Below are 19,078 nucleotides of genomic sequence, written 5' to 3'. Positions count from 1 at the left end.
AGCTCTCTCGGATGCTTATCGGGTGCGGATCCGGTTGCCTGAGTATTGCCAGCCGATATGCGCCGTGCCGAGGCGTTTTTGGACGGAAATTTGTGCTTTCGCGACATGCCGGTCGCATGCACGGTTTGCATTTGGGATGCGCGGCCTTATGCTTCGGCGCTCGGCGGGAGGCAAGGGCGGTTCCGGGGCGACGCCCGTGTCGCATTTTCGCAAGCGTGCGTCGGAATTCGTCGGCCACCCGGGGATTTTTCTCGCAACCATGTAGGCAGACTGTGCAGGCGTCGGCCTGCCGCAAGGAGACGGAAGAGATGAGTTCACCGAAGGTAAGGGTGCAGGGGCTCTGCAAGGTATTCGGCACGAACCCCAAGCAAGCGCTCGAGATGCTGGCCACCGGCGCCACGAAGGATGAAATCTTCGCGCGAACCGGTCAGATCGTCGGCGTGCATAACGTTTCGTTCGATGTGCCAGAGGGCGAAATCTTCGTCCTCATGGGGCTATCCGGCTCAGGCAAGTCGACGCTGATTCGCCTGATCAATCGGCTCGTCGACCCCACCGCGGGCCACGTGCTGATCGACGGGCGCGACATCGCATCGGCGCGGCGCAGCGAGCTCACCGCGTTGCGACGAACCGACATGAGCATGGTGTTTCAGTCCTTCGCGCTCATGCCGCAACGCACCGTGCTGTCGAACGCGGCGTTCGGCCTCGAAGTGGCCGGGCTCTCGCGCAAGGCGCGGGAAGCACGCGCGATGACGGTGCTCGAGCAAGTCGGGCTTGCGCCGTTCGCCCACAAGCTGCCAGCCGAGCTCTCGGGCGGTATGCAGCAACGCGTCGGCCTGGCTCGAGCCCTTGCCGTGAACCCGTCGCTGATGATCATGGACGAAGCCTTCTCGGCGCTCGATCCGCTCAAGCGCAAGGAAATGCAGAACGTGTTGTTGCAATTGCAAAAAGAGCAGCGCCGCACGATTCTGTTCGTCTCGCACGATTTGGAAGAGGCGCTGCGCATCGGCAATCGCATCGCGATCATGGAGGGCGGTTGCCTGGTGCAGCTCGGCACGCCGCAGGAAATCATCACCCGCCCCGCGAACGATTACGTGCGCGCCTTTTTCGAGGGTATCGACACGAGCCGCTATCTGACGGCGGGCGATTTGATGCAGACCGATGCGGTGCCGCTCGTCAAGCAGTTCAATGCCGCCGGTATCGCGGCTTCCCTGAACGGCAGCGCCGATTACGCATTCGTGCTCGATGCCCGGCGCAAGTTTCGTGGCTTCGTCACGCGTGAGGCGCTTGGCGCGAGCAGCCCCGAGCTCACGCATGTCGAGTCGATCGCGCGCAACGCGCCGCTCGACCAGGTCGTCTCGCGTGTCGTAGCCAACGCGCGCGCCTTGCCCGTCGTCGACGACGACGGCTGCTATTGCGGCTCGGTCGATCGGGCCGTCGTCCTTCAAGCCATCACCCGCACGCGAGGCTCCCATGTCTGAACTCATTCCGCTCGGCACTTGGGTCGATCAATCCGTCCACTACCTGCTCGATCACGACAGCCGTACCTTCGATGCGATCGGCCGCGGCATCGAGGCCTTTGCCGCGCTCGTCGAACACGGCTTGCAAATCATCCCGATGTGGGCGCTGATGGCGTTCTTCATCGGCATAGGGCTGTGGCGGGTCGGCTGGCGTTTTGCGCTCTTCACCATGCTGTCTTTGCTGTTGATTTACGCGACGGGGTTCTGGGATCAGACGGTCATCACGCTCGGCCTGACCTTGTCCTCGACGGTGATCAGCCTCGTTTTCGGCATTCCGCTGGGCATTTGGACGGCCAAGGACAAGCATGTTGCCCTCGTCGTGAGGCCGATTCTCGATCTGATGCAGACGATGCCGGCGTTCGTCTATCTGATTCCTGCGGCGATGCTGTTTGGCCTCGGCCGCGTTCCCGGCATCCTGTCGACGGTCATCTTCGCGATGCCGCCCGCGGTGCGACTGACGAGCCTCGGGATTCGCCACGTCAATCGCGAAATCGTCGAAGCGGGGCAGGCGTTTGGTTGCACGCCGTTGCAACTGCTGTACAAAGTGCAGTTTCCGAATGCGTTGCCCTCGATCATGCAGGGCGTCAATCAGACGATCATGATGGCGCTCTCGATGGTGATCATTGCGTCGATGGTCGGCGCGGGCGGCCTGGGCAACGACGTGCTGGCCAGTATTCAACGGCTCGACATCGGCCTCGGGTTCGAAAGCGGCCTGTCCGTCGTGTTGCTGGCGATCATTCTCGACCGCATTACCGAAAGCTTCGGCCGCACGCCCGGGATGGCGACCGCGCCGCGTTTCAAAGGGTTGCGCAGTGTGATGCGGCTGCGCGCAGGCGCGCAGCAGCCCGCGGCCCAAAGCTGAGACGAGCGAGGCCAGCATGACGCCCGCCACCGTGATGCAGCCTGAAGCGGCTCAGTTCGCACCCGTCCACTTCGGGTTTCTGACGCTGCCGAACTTTTCGATGATCGCTTTTACGAGCGCCGTCGAAGTTCTCAGAATGACGAACTACGTGGGCCGCGCCTCGCACTATCGTTGGTCGGTCATCTCGGCCGATGGCGTGCCTGTGCGCGCCAGCAACGGCGTGACGGTCACGCCCACGCGTACCCTCGAGGAAGTCGGCGTGCCCGACGTCCTGATCGTCTGCGGAGGCACGCAAATTCGCAGCGCGGTCGATACGCGCGTGAAGGCGCTGCTTGCCGATCTCGGTGCGCGCGGCGTGCCGCTCGGGGCGCTGTGCACGGGCGCTTATGCGCTCATGAGCGCCGGCTTGCTGGACGACTATCGCTGCACCGTGCATTGGGAGGACATGTCGGCGTTGCACGCGGAATTTCCGCGCGTGAAGTTCTCCGATGAACTCTTCGTCATCGATCGAGATCGTTTGACCTGCACCGGCGGAACGGCCCCGCTCGATTTGATGCTGCATCTCGTGGGCGAGCGGTGCGGCCGCAATCTCGCCGCGCAGGTTTCGGCCCAGTTCATTCTCGAACGAATTCGCAGCGCGTCCGATCATCAGCCGATTCCAGTCGATGCGCGCATCGGTTTTTCGCGAGCCGAATTGATCGAAGTCGTACGCCTGATGGAGGCCAACATCGAAGAGCCACTGTCACTCGAGGAATTAGCGCGCCTCGTGCGGCTCTCGCAGCGTCACCTTCAGCGCATGTTCAAGGTGTACCTCGATGTATCGCCAACGCATTACTACCTTTCGCTGAGGCTACGGCGCGCGCGCGATTTGCTCAGAACGACCGATACGTCGATCGCGCGCGTCACCTCGGTTTGCGGGTTTCAATCACCCTGTCATTTCAGCAAGGCATATCGCGCCCAATTCGGCTATGCGCCAAGCCGGGAGCGCCGGCAAGCGCATTGATTGCGGCCGCGAAGGTTCAGGCGTCCCTTTAATTTTGGTCGATGTTCTCGAAAACGGCGAAGCGCCGACATAACTGTGCAAACTGAGGAGAGTATATGAACCATCGCTTGATGAAAGGCGGTTTGGCTGCTGCAGCCGCGGTCCTGATGACGACGAGCGCCTTTGCAGCCGATCCGGCCGCATGTCGCAACGTGCGATTCGCCGACGTGGGATGGACGGACATCGCCGCGACGACGGGACTCGCATCGACGGTATTCGAAGGGCTCGGCTATAACCCGACGAAGACGATCGCCTCGGTGCCGATCACGTTCGCCGGCATCAAGAGCAAACAAATCGACGTCTTTCTCGGCTATTGGTCGCCAACCATGGACCCGATGATCGAACCGTTCGTCAAAGCGAAGCAAATCGAAGTGCTTTCCACGCCGAATCTGACCGGAGCCAAATACACGCTCGCCGTGCCCGATTATGTCTATAACGGCGGTTTGAAGACATTCGCCGATATTCAAAAGTATGCCGATAAGCTCGGCGGCCGCATTTACGGTATCGAACCCGGCAACGACGGCAATGCGCTCATCAAGAAGATGATCGACGCCAATCAATTCGGCCTAGGCAAGTTCAAGCTCGTGGAATCGAGCGAGGCGGGCATGCTCGTTCAGGTCAATAAAGCGACGCGCGAAAAGCAGTGGATCGTATTCCTCGGCTGGGAGCCGCATCCGATGAACGTGCAGATGAAGATCGACTACTTGAGCGGCGGCGACGATGTCTTCGGCCCGAACTACGGCGAGGCGAAAGTCTTCACGGCAACGCCGCCGGACTATTCCGCGCGCTGCCCGAACGCCGCGAAACTCGTGTCGAATCTGCATTTCACGACCGACATCGAGAATCACGTCATGATGCCGATCATGGACAAGCAAGACCCGAACAAGGCCGCTGCGCAGTGGTTGAAGAAGAACCCGCAAGTGCTCGACAAATGGCTGACGGGTGTGACGACGCTCGACGGCAAGGATGGATTGACAGCCGTCAAGTCGTATATCGCGGCGCATTGAGTGCGGGCAGCGCTCGTGCAACGTACTTGCCTCGGCAGTGCGTTGCACGGGTGCCGGCGCCGAATGACGCAGAAGTCGCTAAAGGCTTGAAACGCGTTAAACGCTCGCAACGCGCAGACAGCGAGGCCGGCTCGGGCGGCTCCCGGCCGCTACGATAGCTACGATAGCGCTCCCGACGCCGAAGAATATTCTTCGTATTCCTTATCCTCGGGCTCGCTGCCCGCCCGTTGCTCGCGGAACGCGACGGGGGGCATGCCGTACTGCTTGCGAAACTCGCGGCCCAGATGCGACGCGTCGGAGAAGCCGCAACTCGATGCGATATCCGCGACGCTTCTATCGGAACTCGTCAACAACCAGGCGGCCGTGCGCAGCCGAACGTGCTTGGCGAACGTCTGCGGCGTCTTTCCCGTGTGCGCCTTGAAAAGCCGCTCGAGTTGACGCGGGGAAAGATCGAGTTTGCAGGCCAGCTCTTCGAGCGGCAGTGCGCGCCCGACATGCTGCTCCATCAATAGGATCGCGCGCTTGATTTTCGGATGCGTCGCCGGTTCGAGCCCCGGCGGATGCGGTTGGGGCGCGTTGCCTTTCTGCATTTCGCCTACGAGCAGGATGCGCAGCGCCTTCTGCACCGTCGAATGCTCGAGGTGCCGCAGCAAGATGGCCGCCGCGACGTCGATCGACGCCCGCCCGCCGGAGCACGTGATGCGGCGCCGATCGATCACGAAGAGGCGATCGGCCACGAGCATCTCGGCGTTGGCCGATGGAAAACGCTCGATGAAATCCCAGTAGTGAAACCAGCTCACGCACACGCGGTGGCCCTCGAGCACGCCCGCTCGCATCAGCGTGAAGACGCCCGTGCAAATCCCGACTATCGTGGCGCCGGCGCTTGCGGCCCGTCGAATGAAGGCCAGTGTTTCGTCGTCCGCCTGCGGCCCGGAATGCAGCAACCCGCCCACCACGACCACGTAGTCGAAAGGCTCTGCCTCGTCGAACGTCTCCCATGGCGTGATTTGAATGCCGCAACTCGCGCGCACGGGCGCGAGCGCCTTGCCCACGACGCTCCAAGCGCACCGTACCGGCTTGCTGAAGTCGCTATCGTCGGCGGAGAGCCGCAGCATGTCGACGAAGCCGGAAAACGCCGTCAGCGTGAAATTGGGCAGCAACACGATGCCGAAGCGGATGCGCTCTCGCGAGACGGGAGAAACGAGCGGTGACGGATCGGCGGCGTTCATGCTAATGAAAAATAAAGGGCGCAACGGGTGGCATATGCATACAGCGTCGCCGCAGCGCACCTGAGGCGCTTGTGTTTTTCCGCCGCCAATCATAGTGCAAACGCCTCCAATGGCCTAACGGCCCGGCGTTTGGCGGCGGCATCCCAAGGCGATGCCGTTTTTGTTCTATCTGGGAATTCTACGCTTTGGTGTACTTGAGTCCATGCGTAGCGGCATCCATCCGCGTAAATCGTCTCTCTCAACGATCGATCGACCAAACGCTCGACCGATTTCAACGCGAGGCAGCCTCATGAACGTAAGCGTCTTCGATCTGTTCAAGATCGGCATCGGCCCGTCCAGTTCGCATACCGTCGGGCCTATGATCGCGGCGTGCGGCTTCGTCGCGCACGTAGAGGACGCCAATCTGCTCGCTTATGTGCGCCGCATCAAAGTCGAGCTCTATGGCTCGCTCGGCGCCACCGGCAAGGGACACGGCACCGACAAGGCGGTCTTGCTCGGCCTCGAGGGCAATTTGCCCGATGCGATCGATCCCGATCTGATCGAGCCGCGGCTCGCTGCGATTCGCTCGAGCAAGAAAATGCGGCTGCTGGGCCGCTCGGAAATCCGTTTCGACGAAAAGGAAGATCTCTCGTTCTATCGCAAGCTGATGAGCGGCACGACCATCGTCCACCCCAACGGGATGCGGTTTCAAGCCTTCGACGAGCACGGCCAACTGCTGGTTGAAAAAGAGTATTACTCCGTCGGTGGCGGGTTCGTCGTCAATCGCGAAGGCGATCGCGTCAATGGGGTGCGCGCCGGCGCACAAGTGCCGCATCCGTTTCGCACGGGCGCCGACTTGATGCGCGCGTGTTCCGAGAGCGGATTGTCGATCGCCCAGGTCGCTTTCGAAAACGAATGCGCCTCGCGCTCGAGCGCCGAGGTGCGCGAAGGCTTGCTCGCCATTTGGCGCACCATGGCCGCTTGCGTGGAGCGCGGCTGCCGCACCGAGGGGGAGTTACCCGGCCCGATGCGCGTGAAGCGCCGCGCCGCGGAACTCGCCAAGCATCTGCGTGCGCGTTCGGAGGAGTCGCTGCGCGATCCGCTGTCGATGCTCGACTGGGTCAATCTGTATGCCATGGCCGTGAACGAGGAGAACGCCGCGGGCGGCCGTGTCGTCACCGCGCCGACGAACGGCGCGGCCGGCGTCATTCCGGCGGTGCTGCACTACTACGTCAAATTCGTCCCCGGCGCGAACGAGAATGGAATCGTCGACTTCCTGCTGACGGCGGCCGCGATCGGCATCATCTACAAAGAGACCGCGTCGATCTCCGGCGCCGAGGTGGGCTGCCAGGGCGAAGTGGGCGTCGCCTGTTCGATGGCCGCCGCGGCGCTGGCGGCGGTCATGGGCGGCACGCCCCGGCAAGTCGAAAATGCGGCCGAGATCGGCATGGAGCACAACCTCGGCATGACCTGCGACCCGGTCGGCGGCCTCGTGCAGATTCCCTGCATCGAGCGCAATGCGATGGGGGCGATCAAGGCGCTCAACGCCTCGCGCATGGCGCTCAAAGGCGACGGCCAGCATTATGTTTCGCTCGATTCGGTCATCAAGACGATGCGAGAGACGGGCGCCGACATGAAGACCAAATACAAGGAGACGTCCCGCGGCGGGTTGGCCGTGAACGTCATCGAATGCTAATCGACCCATCGGGACCACCGCTATGAGCCGCTTTTCAATATTCAGTTTGGTGCGCAACGGGTTGTCGTACCACGAGAACTGGGAGCGCCAGTGGCGCAGCCCCGAACCCAAGCGCGAGTACGACGTCGTGATCGTCGGCGGAGGCGGCCATGGCCTCGCCACGGCCTACTACCTTGCCAAGGAGCACGGCGTGCGCAATATCGCCGTGCTGGAAAAAGGTTGGATCGGCGGCGGCAACACGGCGCGCAATACGACCATCATTCGCTCGAACTATCTGTGGGACGAATCGGCCGCGCTCTATGAGAAGGCGATGAAGCTTTGGGAAGGGCTCTCGCAAGACGTCAACTACAACGTCATGTTCAGCCAGCGCGGCGTGATGAATTTGGCCCATACGCTGCAGGACGTGCGCGATACGCAGCGGCGCGTGAATGCGAACCGCCTGAACGGCGTCGATGCCGAATTCTTGACGCCCGAGCAGATCAAGGAAATCGAGCCGACGATCAACCTGAACGCCCGCTATCCGGTGCTCGGCGCGTCGTTCCAACGCCGCGGCGGCGTGGCGCGGCACGATGCGGTGGCGTGGGGTTTCGCGCGCGGCGCGGACGCGCATGGCGTCGACATCATCCAAAACTGCCAGGTGACCGGGATTCGCCGCGAAGGCGGCGCCGTGGTGGGCGTCGATACGGTGAAGGGCTTCATCAAGGCGAAGAAAGTGGCGGTGGTTGCCGCAGGCAATACCACCACGCTCGCCGACATGGCCGGCGTGCGACTGCCGCTCGAGAGCCACCCGCTGCAGGCGCTCGTGTCCGAGCCGATCAAGCCCGTGGTCAACACCGTCGTGATGTCCAACGCCGTGCATGCGTATATCAGCCAATCCGATAAGGGCGATCTCGTGATCGGCGCGGGCATCGATCAATACACCGGCTTCGGGCAGCGCGGGAGTTTTCATGTCATCGAAGGCACGTTGCAGGCCATCGTCGAAATGTTCCCCGTGTTCTCGCGTGTGCGCATGAACCGGCAGTGGGGCGGCATCGTCGACGTCTCGCCCGACGCCTGCCCGATCATCAGCAAGACCGATGTCAAGGGGCTGTATTTCAACTGCGGGTGGGGAACGGGCGGCTTCAAGGCGACGCCCGGATCGGGGTGGGTGTTCGCGCATACGATCGCGAACGACGCGCCCCATCCGCTGAACGCGCCGTTTTCGCTCGATCGTTTCTATACGGGCCACCTCATCGACGAGCACGGCGCTGCCGCCGTCGCGCATTGACGCACCGCTACGAAGGAGAATCACATGTTGCTGATCGAATGCCCTTGGTGCGGGCCGCGCGCCGAAAGCGAGTTTTCTTGCGGCGGAGAGGCCGATATTGCACGCCCGTTGGAGCCGGAGAAACTGAGCGATCGCGAGTGGGGCGATTACCTCTTCATGCGGAAGAACCCACGCGGCGTGCATCGCGAGCAGTGGTTGCATGCGCAAGGCTGCCGGCGCTGGTTCATGGCTACGCGCGATACCGTGAGCTATGCGTTCCAAGGCTATGAAACGTTCGGCGGCGCGGCGGCGCCGGGTGCGAGCGAGCCGAATCAGACTGCGCGCACCAGCACGCAAGGGGGCAAATAACATGAGCAATCAAAAAGACCGCTTGGCTTCCGGCGGCCGGGTCAACCGGGCGATCCCGCTGACGTTTACGTTCAACGGGCGCACCTATCAGGGCTATCAAGGCGATACGCTCGCCTCGGCGTTGCTTGCCAACGGCGTGCATTTCGTTGCGCGAAGCTGGAAATATCACCGGCCGCGCGGCATCGTGACGGCCGGTGTCGAAGAACCGAATGCGATCGTTCAACTCGAAAACGGCGCTTACACCGTGCCGAACGCGCGCGCGACCGAAGTCGAGTTGTATCAAGGGCTCGTTGCGCGCAGCGTCAATGCGGAGCCTTCTTTGGAGAACGACAAGCTCGCCGTCAATCAGAAGATCGCGCGTTTCATTCCGGCAGGCTTTTACTACAAGACGTTCATGTGGCCGCGCAAGTGGTGGCCCAAGTACGAGGAGAAGATTCGCGAAGCCGCCGGGCTGGGCAAGGCGCCCGATAGGCCCGACGCCGACCGCTACGACAAGTGCTTCGCCCATTGCGACGTACTCGTCGTCGGCGGCGGTCCCGCAGGACTCGCGGCGGCCCATGCGGTAGGCAGCTCCGGCGCGCGCGTGATCCTCGTGGACGATCAGCGCGAGTTGGGCGGCTCGCTCCTTTCCTGCCGCGCGCAGATCGACGGCAAAAGCGCAGTGCAGTGGGTCGAGAAGATCGAGCAGGCGCTCGTGCAGATGCCCGACGTCAAGGTGCTCTCGCGCAGCACCGCGTTCGGCTATCAAGACCACAATCTCGTGACCGTCGTGCAGCGGCTGACCGATCACTTGCCCGTGTCGATGCGCAAGGGCACGCGTGAGCTGATCTGGAAGATTCGCGCCAAACGCGTGATTTTGGCGACGGGCGCGCACGAGCGGCCGCTCGTGTTCGGCAACAACGACCTGCCCGGCATCATGCTGGCCTCGGCCGTGTCCACGTATATCCATCGCTACGGCGTGCTGCCTGGGCGCGAAGCGGTCGTCTTCACGAATAACGACGACGGCTATCAATGCGCGCTCGATTTGAAATCGAGCGGCGCGAAGGTCACGGTCGTGGACCCGCGCGCGCAAACCGACGGCTCGCTGCCAGCTGCGGCGCGCCGCCACGGCGTGATCGTGATGACCGGCGCGGTGGTCAATCAAGCGGCCGGCAAGCGCCACGTGACGTCGGTGGAAGTCGCGTCGTTCGCGGGCGGCAAGGTGGGCGAGACCGTCGCGAATTTGTCGTGCGACCTCGTGGCGATGTCGGGCGGGTGGAGCCCGGTGCTGCATCTGTTCGCGCAGTCGGGCGGCAAGGCGCACTGGCACGACGAGAAAGCCTGCTTCGTGCCCGGCAAGGGGATGCAGCCCGAGGTCAGTGTCGGCGCCGCAGCGGGCGAGTTCGGTCTCGCGCGCGGCGTGCGGCTGGCAATCGACGCGGGTGTCGAGGCTGCGCGTGCGCTCGGCTTCAAGGACGCCTCGCGCCCGGCGTCGCCCCAGGTGGCCGATATCAAGGAGTCGAAGATGCTTCCGCTGTGGCTCGTCGGCAGCCATGAGCGTGCATCGCGCGGCCCGAAGCAGTTCGTCGATTTTCAGAACGACGTGTCGGCGGCCGACATCCTGCTTGCTGCACGCGAAGGCTTCGAATCGGTCGAGCACGTCAAGCGCTATACGGCGATGGGTTTCGGCACGGATCAGGGCAAGCTCGGCAATATCAACGGCATGGCGATCCTCGCCCAGGCGCTGGGCAAGACGATTCCCGAAACGGGCACGACGACGTTCCGCCCGAATTACACGCCGGTGACGTTCGGCGCCATCGCGGGCCGCGAGATCGGCGATTTCATCGATCCGATCCGCAAGACCTGCATTCACGAATGGCATGTCGAGCACGGCGCATTGTTCGAGGACGTGGGCAACTGGAAGCGCCCCTGGTACTTCCCGAAAGACGGCGAGGATCTGCATGTCGCGGTTGCGCGCGAATGCCTCGCGGTGCGAACGAGTGTCGGCATCATGGATGCGTCGACGCTCGGCAAGATCGACGTGCAGGGTCCCGACGCGGCCAAGCTATTGAATTGGGTCTACACGAACCCCTGGTCGAAACTCGAAGTGGGCAAGTGCCGCTATGGCTTGATGCTCGATGAGAACGGCATGGTGTTCGACGATGGCGTGACGGTGCGTCTTGGCGAGCAACACTATCTGATGTCGACGACGTCCGGTGGCGCCGCACGCGTGCTGACCTGGCTCGAGCGTTGGGTGCAAACCGAATGGCCCGACATGAAGGTGCGCATGACGTCGGTGACCGACCACTTCGCCACGTTTGCGGTGGTCGGCCCGAACAGCCGCAAGGTGCTGCGCAAGGTGTGTCGCGACGTCGATTTCTCGAACGAAGCGTTCCCGTTCATGACGTTCAGGGAGGGCAAGGTTGCCGATGTTCCCGCGCGCATCATGCGCATCAGCTTCTCCGGCGAACTCGCCTACGAGGTCAATGTCCCGGCCAACGCGGGGCGTGCGGTCTGGGAAGCGTTGATGGCGGCGGGCCAAGAGTTCGACATCACGCCTTACGGCACGGAGACGATGCACGTTCTGCGCGCCGAGAAGGGCTACATCATCGTCGGGCAAGATACCGACGGCTCGATGACACCATTCGACTTGGGCATGGGCGGTCTCGTGGCCAAGACGAAGGATTGCCTCGGCAAGCGCTCGCTGACGCGCTCCGACACGGCGAAGGAGGGGCGAAAACAATTGGTGGGGCTCCTCACCGATGATCCCGCTTACGTCCTGCCGGAAGGCAGCCAAATCTTGCCGCAGGGCGTTAGCGGACCGGCTGCGAACCAAATCGCCGTCGAGCCGGCGCCGATGCTCGGGCACGTCACGTCGAGCTACTACAGCCCGATTCTGAAGCGCTCGATCGCGATGGCCGTGGTCAAGGGCGGGCTGGGCAAGATGGGGCAGAAGGTCTCGGTCGATCTGAACGGCAAATCGATGGCGGCGACGATCGCGAGCCCCGTCTTCTATGACGTCGAAGGAGTGCGTCAACATGTGGAATGAAAACCGAAGCAATGCGGCGGTAGCGGGCGTGCGTTCGCCGCTCGAATCGCCCCTCGTCGGCGCACAGGCGCTCCTCGATGCCAATCAGGCGCTGCAGTCGAAGGCGTTTCGCCTGCGCGAGAGGCCCTTCCTGGATCTGGCAAACGTGCGCGGCGATGCGCGCGATCGCGAGTTCGCCGCCGCCGTGGAGCGCGCCATCGGGGTTCGCTTGCCGGCCAAGCCGAACACGGTCGCCCGAGGGGCGGAGTACGACGCGCTTTGGCTCGGGCCGGACGAATGGCTCGTGCGGTCGAACGAAGCGCGTAGGCCCGAACTCGAAGGCAAATTGCGCACGACAATGGGGACGCTGTTCGCTTCGGCCGTGGACGTCGGCAGCGGTTATACCGTGCTGGAGGCAAGCGGCGATCGCGTGCGGGAGGTGATCGCCCGCGGTTGTCCGCTCGATCTGCACCCGCAGGCGCTGCAGCCGGGGCAATGCGCGCAGAGCCATTACTTCAAGGCGTCGATCATCCTGATTCCGACTGCCTACGATGCGTACGAGCTGGTCGTGCGTCGCAGCTTCGCCGATTACTTCTGCCGCATCATGCTCGACGCGGCCGCGCCGATCGTATCGTGAAGCCGAGCGAGCCTTTCGCCGTCGACGAGGCGCTGTGGCGCGCTGCCGCCCCGCAAGCGGGGCGCGCCGGGCGCGGATGGTCCGTGTTCGTCGATGGGCTCGAGGCGCACACGCGCGTCGGCATTCATGCCTGTGAGCATGAGGCGCCTCAGCCGGTCGTGATCGATGCCCGGCTGGGGTATCGATGCCCGCCGGCCGAAACGGATGCGCACGAATGGATCGATTACGAACAGTATTGCGAGTGCTTGACGCGGTTTTTGGAAACGAAGCCGCATACGAGATTGCTCGAAACGCTGGCGGTGGAGTTGGCGGCGCTGTCGTTCGAGCAATGGGGCGCGCTCGATACCGTTACGCTGGTGCTGTATAAGCCGAAGATTCGGCCGGGCACGCAGCGTATCGGCATCGAGCTGGATTGGACGCGGGCGGATTACGACGCCCGCTGCCGCACCGCTAGGATCAATTCGACTTCGGCTTGCGCGTAGCCTTCAATTGCCCTTGATAGAACGGCACGCGGCGAACCACCGTCTCCACCGGCGTGCTCTCTAGACGTTGCATCCGCGCCGCGACGCCCGGCGCGACCGAGATCGAACCGATGCTCTGCTCGCGCGACGGATCGGCCAGCCCCGCGCCCACCAGCAAATGCGCTTCGAGCTTCAGGTTCGTGAGGCGCGGCGGATCTTGCAGCGCGTTGCGTTGCGCCAGCAACTGCCCCCAAGCGTTATCGCCGTAATTGACGACGTAGTAGTCCTGCCCGCTCGGATCCGCCAGCACTGCGCCGCAACCGGGCAAGCGCACCTGCATGCTCGTGTCCTTCATCGCGATCGTCTTGCTGTTTGCCAGGTTGTCGCCGTACGCGAGCGTCAGCGGAATCGTCCACTGCGAGCCCGGATACAGGTTCTTGTTCGGGAACGGCTGCTGCTTGAGCGAGACGACGGTCTGGTCGCTCGTCATATCGCATTGGGTTTCCAGTGAAACGAGCGGCACCCCGGTTTGACGCACGAAACTATCGCCGATGGCGTTCATCGGCTCGCCGCTGGCACGAGCTAGCTCGTCCCAGAGCCGCTTGGGCGTGCTGTTGCCGAAGGCATAGTCGGTCAAGTATTGCTGCAGCCCTTTGCGCATCACGTCTTCGCCGAGATAGCCCTCGAACATCTTGAGCACCTGGCCCCCCTTGTCATAGACGAACGGCGCGGCGTTGATGACGAAGTCGTTCGACGCCCATGCGTTGAAGTTCGGCTGAATCGGGTAGGAAGTCGAGGCCAGATCGGCCGCGATGATGCGGTACTTGTTCTTGACTTCGCCCTCCCAACTGAATCGATCCGGGAAGAAGGCAACCTTGGTCTTGTTCTCGAAGAACGTCGCGAACGATTCGTTGAGCCAGACGTCGTCCCACCAGTCCAGCGTCACGAGATCGCCGAACCATTGGTGGGCCGCCTCGTGCGTCAGCACGGTGACGCCATAGTTCGACATCGTCGTGCCCGGCGGGGGCAAAATGTCGTCGGCGAATTCGAGAATGGCGCCCCAGTTCTCCATGCCGCCGAAGTTCAGGTCTTTTTCGGCCTTGAAGGCGTCGTTGGCGGCAATCGTGTCGAACTTCTTGAGCGGCAACGGCACGCCCGTGTAGCGGTAGTAGAAATCGAGTGCCTGCTTCGTCTCCTGCATGGCGGGTTTGGCCCAGTCCTTCATGCCCGGCGGCGTGAAGATGCGCAAATGCAGGCCCTTGCCGTCCGACAGAGGGGTCGAGAAATCGTCCTCCAAGATGTCGAATTGGCCGCCGCCGAAGAACAATAGATACGAGGGCATGGGCGGCGTTTTTTCGAACGTGACGCGCTTGTAACCCTGGTCGACGTCCACTTCATCCTTCTCGGCGGCGTTCGAGACGACGCGCCAATTTTGCGGCACGTCCGCGCTGACCTCGTAGGTCGGGCGGAACGCAGGTTCGTCCCAGCCCGGAAACCATTGCCGCGCAAGATCGGATTCGCCTTGCGTGAGGATCGCGCCGCTGGTTTTGCCGTCTGTCGCTTTCAAGTCGATACGGAACACGCCTTCGGCGGCCGAGCAACCCGGATACGGATCGTTGCCGCAGCTGCCGCCCGTCTTCGTGGCGGGATCGTCGTAAGTCTTGAAGTTGATGATGCCCTTCCACTCCATGTGCAGCGAGTAGGTGCCCGGTGCGATCTGCCCGCTCGCGGGGCGCAACTGATAGTAGTCGCCGTCGTCTTGCGGCGTCGCGATCAGCGCAATGTTCCCTGGTTGCAACATCAGCGTGCCGTTCGTGAACGTGAGCCGGTGTGCGGCCACGACGATGGCATTGACGCTCTTGAGCACCTTGATCTCGACGTCGGCGCGCCCGTCGAACGCGTTCAGCGCTGGATTGGGCCGGAACCACAGCCGGTAGTTGACGGGGGTGACGGTGTCCGGCATCTCCACCGGCGCGACGGTCTTGTCGATCCCGGGCGTCGCCGCAACTGGCGTTGCAGGGGAGGTGACGGCCGCGGGCGACGTGGAAGGCGTCGTGGCGGCGCCTGCGCGCGTGCCCGCCGCGGACGAGCCGTCTCCCCCGCCGCACCCGGCCAACGCCAGGGCCGCGGCCAGCGAGATGCAATGCAATTTGGTGTTGAGTGTATTCAGTGGAAAGGAAAAGCGCATTTTTCAACCCTCGACTGGAAAGTGTTCATTCAGCTGCGATATGAAATTTCTTTTCCCCGCTATCTCGAGAAGGCAAAGCAGTGCCCGCGAGCGATCGAGTCGTTCGATATTCTCGGGCGTGCATAGCCCAGGCTCGTTTTACGCTTGAACCTAAGGTTGCATAGTTAGATAGGACTGCTAATTAAAAGCGATATAAGGCGCGAACAAAACAAAATAGAACAGGACTGTCTTTCGGGGGGGCGCCGAGCCGTGGCGTCAGGCGATGATGCGCATGCCATCCGAACTGTGCCCGAGCGGCGGGGCGGCGATGCAGAGAGATTAGGGGCGCACTATCGCGCGTGTCAACTTCCTTTCAAAATTTTATTTCTGTGTCGATTATGCCGCGGTGCGGGCTACGATTATTTGTAGTGGGCGATGGGATTTGGTGGCGGTGATTGAGGTAATGTATTCCGGGTGTTATTCGGAATCTGAAAATTTGACGCGAGACCGTGATTTATTTTCTATTTTTATTAAATGGGACGGTCTGTACGTCATTCACTCGTGCATGAGTTGCGCATCCAGCGCACGCGCTGCTTGCCCGGCGCGTTTGTTCGCGTACATCGCATGGTCCGCGACATCGATCAAATGCGTCACCGAAGGTTCTTCCGACGAATCGTAGGGCGCGAGGCCGACGCTGAACCGCAGGTCGTATCCGCGTCGCACCTCAGCGTTGTAACGGTGCACGCCTCGTTGCACGCGTTCGATGATTTGTGCCTCCGATCCCGGGTCGACGCCCACGACGAGCGCCACGAACTCATCGCCGCCCAGCCGCGCGAGCACGTCTGTCTCGCGCATCGATGCGCGTAACACGTCGGCGAAACCGACGATCGCGCGATCGCCTTCCGCGTGGCCGTAGCCATCGTTGATCAGCTTGAACCCATTCAAATCGAAAAAGAGCAACGACGCGCGCGATTGCGCGCGTTTGCACAACCGCAGGAGGTGCAGTCCCATCGCTTCGAAGCCGCGCCGATTGTAAAGGCCGGTCAGATCGTCGGTCGCGGCCAGTTCCAGAGCCTCGAGCTCGCGTTCGGCGATTCGGCCCAGATCGCGCAGCAACGCGCGCTGCTTCGGATCGAACCCGCGCGGTTTCGTATCGGCGATGCAAAACGCGCCGATATGAACGTCGGTGCGCAGCGTCAATGGGAAGCCCGCGTAAAAGCGAATGCACGGCGCGCTCGTCACGAGCGGGTTGTCCGCGAAGCGCGGATCGGTGAAGGCGTCTTCGACGACGAACAGCGCGTCCTCGAGAATCGCGTGCCCACAGAACGACACGTCACGCGCGGTTTGCCGCACCGGCAGGCCAGTGCATGATTTGAACCATTGCCGGTCGGCATCGACCAGGGAAACCGCGGAAATCGGCACGTCGAACAGGGCCTTGGCCAAGCGGGTCAGGCGGTCGAAGCGCTCGTCGGGCGGCGTATCGAGTACGTGCAGCGAGTGCAGCGCCGCGATTCGGGCGGCTTCGTTGGACGGATAAGAAGGCGTTTGCATTGCGATTCCGATTCCTATTCGGGACGGGTGGGGAGACCCTCTTCGACTAATGCAGGGTAAGGCCAATCGTTGCAACGCGATGGGTCGAATAGAACGGCGATCGGGCGCTGTTTCGGCCCATTGCCGCCGCATTCGATGGGCGCGAGGGGCGGGCGAACGTGCGCTTGCGCGGCGGCGGCGCCAGCACGGGCCCGACGCATCCGCCGCGGCATAGGGTTATCCTTGCCCTTTCGCCGCGCATTGCGGCTCGCTTCGGGAGATAGTGAATGCAATACCGCAAGTTCGGCGCGACCGGGCTCAACGTGTCGCGGGTTTGTCTTGGGACGATGACGTTCGGCTTTCAGATCGACGAGGCGACGTCCATCCGCATCATGGATACGGCAGCCGATGCCGGCGTGACGTTCATCGACACGGCCGACGTTTACCCGCTCGGGGGCGGTCTATCGCGTGTCGGGAGCACCGAGGAGATCGTCGGCCGCTGGCTCAAGGGCAAACGCGATCGCTTCGTGCTCGCGACGAAGGCCGTCGGCGAAATGGGCCCGTCCCCGTGGGACCGAGGGGCTTCCCGCAAGCATCTGCTCGGCGCCATCGACGCCTCGCTCAAGCGGCTCGGTACCGATTACGTCGATCTTTATCAACTCCATTCCGACGATCTCGATACGCCGCTCGACGAGACGCTCGAAGCGCTCGACGTAATCGTGCGCACGGGCCGCGCACGCTACGTCGGCGTCTCCAATTTTCTGGCGTATCGCCTGGCACGCGCGCTCGGGCGCGCCGATGCGTTGGGCACGGCGCGCTTCGTTTCGGTTCAGCCTCGCTACAACCTGCTGTTTCGTCAGATCGAACGCGAGTTGCTGCCGCTTGCGCAGGAGGAACGCTTGGCGGTTCTGCCTTACAACCCGCTCGCGGGCGGGTTGTTGACCGGCAAGCACCGGCGCGAGGCGCCTCCGCCCGAAGGCCGCTTCACCGTGGGCACGGCGGGAGCGCTATATCAGTCTCGCTATTGGCACGAGCGCGAGTTCGCGACCATCGAAGCGCTCAAGCAGTTGACGGCGGACGCGGGCCTGACGCTATCGACGGTCGCAGTTGCATGGGTGCTCGCGAACGACGTCGTGACCTCCGCGATCCTCGGCGCGAGCCGGCCGGAGCAGTTGGGCGACACGCTCGCGGCGCTGGACCTGGCGCTCGATCCGCAATTGAAGGCGAAGCTCGACGAACTGACGCACGAATACCGGTTCGGCGACGCGACGCGCTGAGTGCGGGGCGCGGTCAGCGCGCGCCACGCGCCATGCCCCGTGCGACTCGGTGGCGCTTCGCTGGTTATTCGCCGGCCACCCGCCGCAGGGCGCTGCGCTTGGCTTGCGTCGCAGCCGCGTGGGCGCCGGCACGAGGGAGATCGTCGCCGCGCAAGCGCTTGACGTCATCGACCGGGCTCAACCCGAACAAGCGCTTGAATTCGCGGCTGAATTGCGAGGCGCTTTCGTAACCGACGCGCGTCGCCGCGGCGCTGACGTTCAGTCCGTTCTGCATCATCAGCAACCGCGCCTGATGTAGCCGCGTCGTCTTCACGTATTGCATCGGCGAGGTCTCCGTCACGGCTTTGAACTGCGCATGAAACACGGCGGGGCTCATCCCCGCTTCGCGTGCGAGCGTGGAGATGTCGAGGTTGTCGGCGAAGCCGGTATGGATGCGTCGTAAGGCTTTTGCAATTCTGCCGAAATGATCCTGATGGGTGAGCGCCGCTCGGATCATGTCCCCTTGCGATCCGGTCAGCACCCGATAGCAGATTTCGCGCACGATCGAAGGACCGAGGATGCGCGCGTCGTGGGGCGAAGCTAGCGACTCGAGCAATCGCAACACCGCGTCGCTCAGCGTGCGATCGAGCGGCGTCGCGTAGACGGCGCGTGGCTCGCTGTCCATGGGGCCGCGCGTATCGTTGAGCGTCATCAAGATTTCGGCTATCACGCTCAAGTCGATGCGAATCGAAATGGCCAGCATCGGCTCGTGCGGCGTCGCTTCGGTTTCGCACTCGAACGGCAACGGCACGGACAGCACCAGATAGTGCTGCGCATCGTAGATGAACGCCTGACTGCCGAGAAAGCCGCGCTTGCGCCCTTGAGCCACGATGACGATGCACGGCTCGTACATGACCGGCACGCGCGGGATCGATACGTTCGTTCGCATGAACTTCACGCCGTCGAGCGCCGAATAGGTGTAGCCCTCGCCGGGGGCGAGCGTGGCCAATAGTTCCACCATGCGCGCTTGCGCAGGACTGACGAATGAAGGGGTCGAGGCGGGGAGGGACATG

Annotated in this window: 14 protein-coding genes and 1 pseudogene; 11 read left to right on the top strand and 4 right to left on the bottom strand. The window is 62.9% G+C overall.

Features of this window, described 5'->3' with window-relative positions; genetic code table 11:
* Positions 1 to 140 precede the first annotated feature (140 nt).
* From QQS38_RS04345 to QQS38_RS04330, 4 genes and pseudogenes are all read left to right on the top strand, one after another.
* Positions 141 to 1,478, top strand: a pseudogene (locus QQS38_RS04345) (quaternary amine ABC transporter ATP-binding protein); the annotation flags it as partial.
* Positions 1,471 to 2,379 (top strand): choline ABC transporter permease subunit, encoded by a 909-nt coding sequence (choW, locus tag QQS38_RS04340; protein WP_479644148.1) that lies wholly within the window; start codon positions 1,471 to 1,473, stop codon positions 2,377 to 2,379. The pseudogene QQS38_RS04345 and the gene choW, both read left to right, overlap by 8 nt.
* 16 nt (positions 2,380 to 2,395) lie before the next feature.
* On the top strand, positions 2,396 to 3,382 hold the full coding sequence (locus QQS38_RS04335; RefSeq protein ID WP_479644147.1) for a GlxA family transcriptional regulator: 987 nt from the start codon (positions 2,396 to 2,398) through the stop codon (positions 3,380 to 3,382).
* A 110-nt stretch (positions 3,383 to 3,492) separates the two neighbouring features.
* Entirely contained in the window at positions 3,493 to 4,428 is a 936-nt protein-coding gene (locus QQS38_RS04330; protein WP_479644526.1) for a choline ABC transporter substrate-binding protein, read from the top strand.
* A gap of 158 nt (positions 4,429 to 4,586) precedes the next feature.
* Here QQS38_RS04330 and QQS38_RS04325 read toward each other — a convergent pair whose 3' ends face one another.
* Positions 4,587 to 5,657: a GlxA family transcriptional regulator gene (locus QQS38_RS04325; RefSeq protein ID WP_479644146.1), complete on the bottom strand. Its 1,071-nt coding sequence runs from the start codon at positions 5,655 to 5,657 to the stop codon at positions 4,587 to 4,589.
* A gap of 289 nt (positions 5,658 to 5,946) precedes the next feature.
* On the opposite strand from QQS38_RS04325, the gene QQS38_RS04320 reads away from it, so the two are divergent.
* From QQS38_RS04320 to QQS38_RS04295, 6 genes are read left to right on the top strand one after another with little or no spacing between them, the layout of a single operon-like run.
* Positions 5,947 to 7,332, top strand: coding sequence for an L-serine ammonia-lyase (locus QQS38_RS04320; protein ID WP_479644145.1), 1,386 nt, complete (start codon positions 5,947 to 5,949; stop codon positions 7,330 to 7,332).
* Between the two features lie 22 nt (positions 7,333 to 7,354).
* Positions 7,355 to 8,599, top strand: coding sequence for a sarcosine oxidase subunit beta family protein (locus QQS38_RS04315; protein WP_479644144.1), 1,245 nt, complete (start codon positions 7,355 to 7,357; stop codon positions 8,597 to 8,599).
* Positions 8,600 to 8,623: 24 nt separating this feature from the next.
* Entirely contained in the window at positions 8,624 to 8,947 is a 324-nt protein-coding gene (locus QQS38_RS04310; RefSeq protein WP_479644143.1) for a sarcosine oxidase subunit delta, read from the top strand.
* A gap of 1 nt (position 8,948) precedes the next feature.
* Positions 8,949 to 11,975: a sarcosine oxidase subunit alpha family protein gene (locus tag QQS38_RS04305; protein ID WP_479644142.1), complete on the top strand. Its 3,027-nt coding sequence runs from the start codon at positions 8,949 to 8,951 to the stop codon at positions 11,973 to 11,975.
* The gene (locus tag QQS38_RS04300; RefSeq protein ID WP_479644141.1) at positions 11,965 to 12,591 is read left to right on the top strand and encodes a sarcosine oxidase subunit gamma; all 627 of its coding nucleotides are present in this window, start codon (positions 11,965 to 11,967) and stop codon (positions 12,589 to 12,591) included. The genes QQS38_RS04305 and QQS38_RS04300 overlap by 11 nt, the downstream gene beginning before the upstream one ends.
* Positions 12,588 to 13,073 (top strand): dihydroneopterin aldolase, encoded by a 486-nt coding sequence (locus tag QQS38_RS04295; protein ID WP_479644140.1) that lies wholly within the window; start codon positions 12,588 to 12,590, stop codon positions 13,071 to 13,073. Before QQS38_RS04300 ends, QQS38_RS04295 begins: the two co-directional genes overlap by 4 nt.
* Here the strand turns inward: QQS38_RS04295 and QQS38_RS04290 are convergent.
* A complete protein-coding gene (locus QQS38_RS04290; RefSeq protein WP_479644139.1) occupies positions 13,048 to 15,240 on the bottom strand; it encodes a M1 family metallopeptidase in 2,193 nt (730 codons plus the stop codon). The two genes, QQS38_RS04295 and QQS38_RS04290, sit on opposite strands and share 26 nt — an antisense overlap.
* Before the next feature lie 534 nt (positions 15,241 to 15,774).
* Positions 15,775 to 16,770, bottom strand: coding sequence for a GGDEF domain-containing protein (locus QQS38_RS04285; RefSeq protein ID WP_479644138.1), 996 nt, complete (start codon positions 16,768 to 16,770; stop codon positions 15,775 to 15,777).
* Positions 16,771 to 17,036: 266 nt separating this feature from the next.
* Here QQS38_RS04285 and QQS38_RS04280 point away from each other — a divergent pair, with 266 nt between their 5' ends.
* A complete protein-coding gene (locus QQS38_RS04280; RefSeq protein ID WP_479644137.1) occupies positions 17,037 to 18,026 on the top strand; it encodes an aldo/keto reductase in 990 nt (329 codons plus the stop codon).
* A gap of 64 nt (positions 18,027 to 18,090) precedes the next feature.
* Here QQS38_RS04280 and QQS38_RS04275 read toward each other — a convergent pair whose 3' ends face one another.
* Entirely contained in the window at positions 18,091 to 19,077 is a 987-nt protein-coding gene (locus QQS38_RS04275) for an AraC family transcriptional regulator (RefSeq protein ID WP_479644136.1), read from the bottom strand.
* Between the last annotated feature and the right edge of the window lies 1 nt (position 19,078).

The sequence above is a fragment of the Trinickia sp. Z7 genome (assembly GCF_056498045.1).
The sequence above is the reverse complement of the archived record's forward strand: the minus strand, read 5'-3'. Positions and strand labels throughout refer to the sequence as shown.

Coding starts and splice junctions, on each gene's coding strand:
- choW (WP_479644148.1), top strand. CDS start 1,471: ATGTCTGAACTCATTCCGCTCGGCACTTGGGTCGATCAATCCGTCCAC.
- QQS38_RS04335 (WP_479644147.1), top strand. CDS start 2,396: ATGACGCCCGCCACCGTGATGCAGCCTGAAGCGGCTCAGTTCGCACCC.
- QQS38_RS04330 (WP_479644526.1), top strand. CDS start 3,493: ATGAAAGGCGGTTTGGCTGCTGCAGCCGCGGTCCTGATGACGACGAGC.
- QQS38_RS04325 (WP_479644146.1), bottom strand. CDS start 5,657: ATGAACGCCGCCGATCCGTCACCGCTCGTTTCTCCCGTCTCGCGAGAG.
- QQS38_RS04320 (WP_479644145.1), top strand. CDS start 5,947: ATGAACGTAAGCGTCTTCGATCTGTTCAAGATCGGCATCGGCCCGTCC.
- QQS38_RS04315 (WP_479644144.1), top strand. CDS start 7,355: ATGAGCCGCTTTTCAATATTCAGTTTGGTGCGCAACGGGTTGTCGTAC.
- QQS38_RS04310 (WP_479644143.1), top strand. CDS start 8,624: ATGTTGCTGATCGAATGCCCTTGGTGCGGGCCGCGCGCCGAAAGCGAG.
- QQS38_RS04305 (WP_479644142.1), top strand. CDS start 8,949: ATGAGCAATCAAAAAGACCGCTTGGCTTCCGGCGGCCGGGTCAACCGG.
- QQS38_RS04300 (WP_479644141.1), top strand. CDS start 11,965: ATGTGGAATGAAAACCGAAGCAATGCGGCGGTAGCGGGCGTGCGTTCG.
- QQS38_RS04290 (WP_479644139.1), bottom strand. CDS start 15,240: ATGCGCTTTTCCTTTCCACTGAATACACTCAACACCAAATTGCATTGC.
- QQS38_RS04285 (WP_479644138.1), bottom strand. CDS start 16,770: ATGCAAACGCCTTCTTATCCGTCCAACGAAGCCGCCCGAATCGCGGCG.
- QQS38_RS04280 (WP_479644137.1), top strand. CDS start 17,037: ATGCAATACCGCAAGTTCGGCGCGACCGGGCTCAACGTGTCGCGGGTT.
- QQS38_RS04275 (WP_479644136.1), bottom strand. CDS start 19,077: ATGTCCCTCCCCGCCTCGACCCCTTCATTCGTCAGTCCTGCGCAAGCG.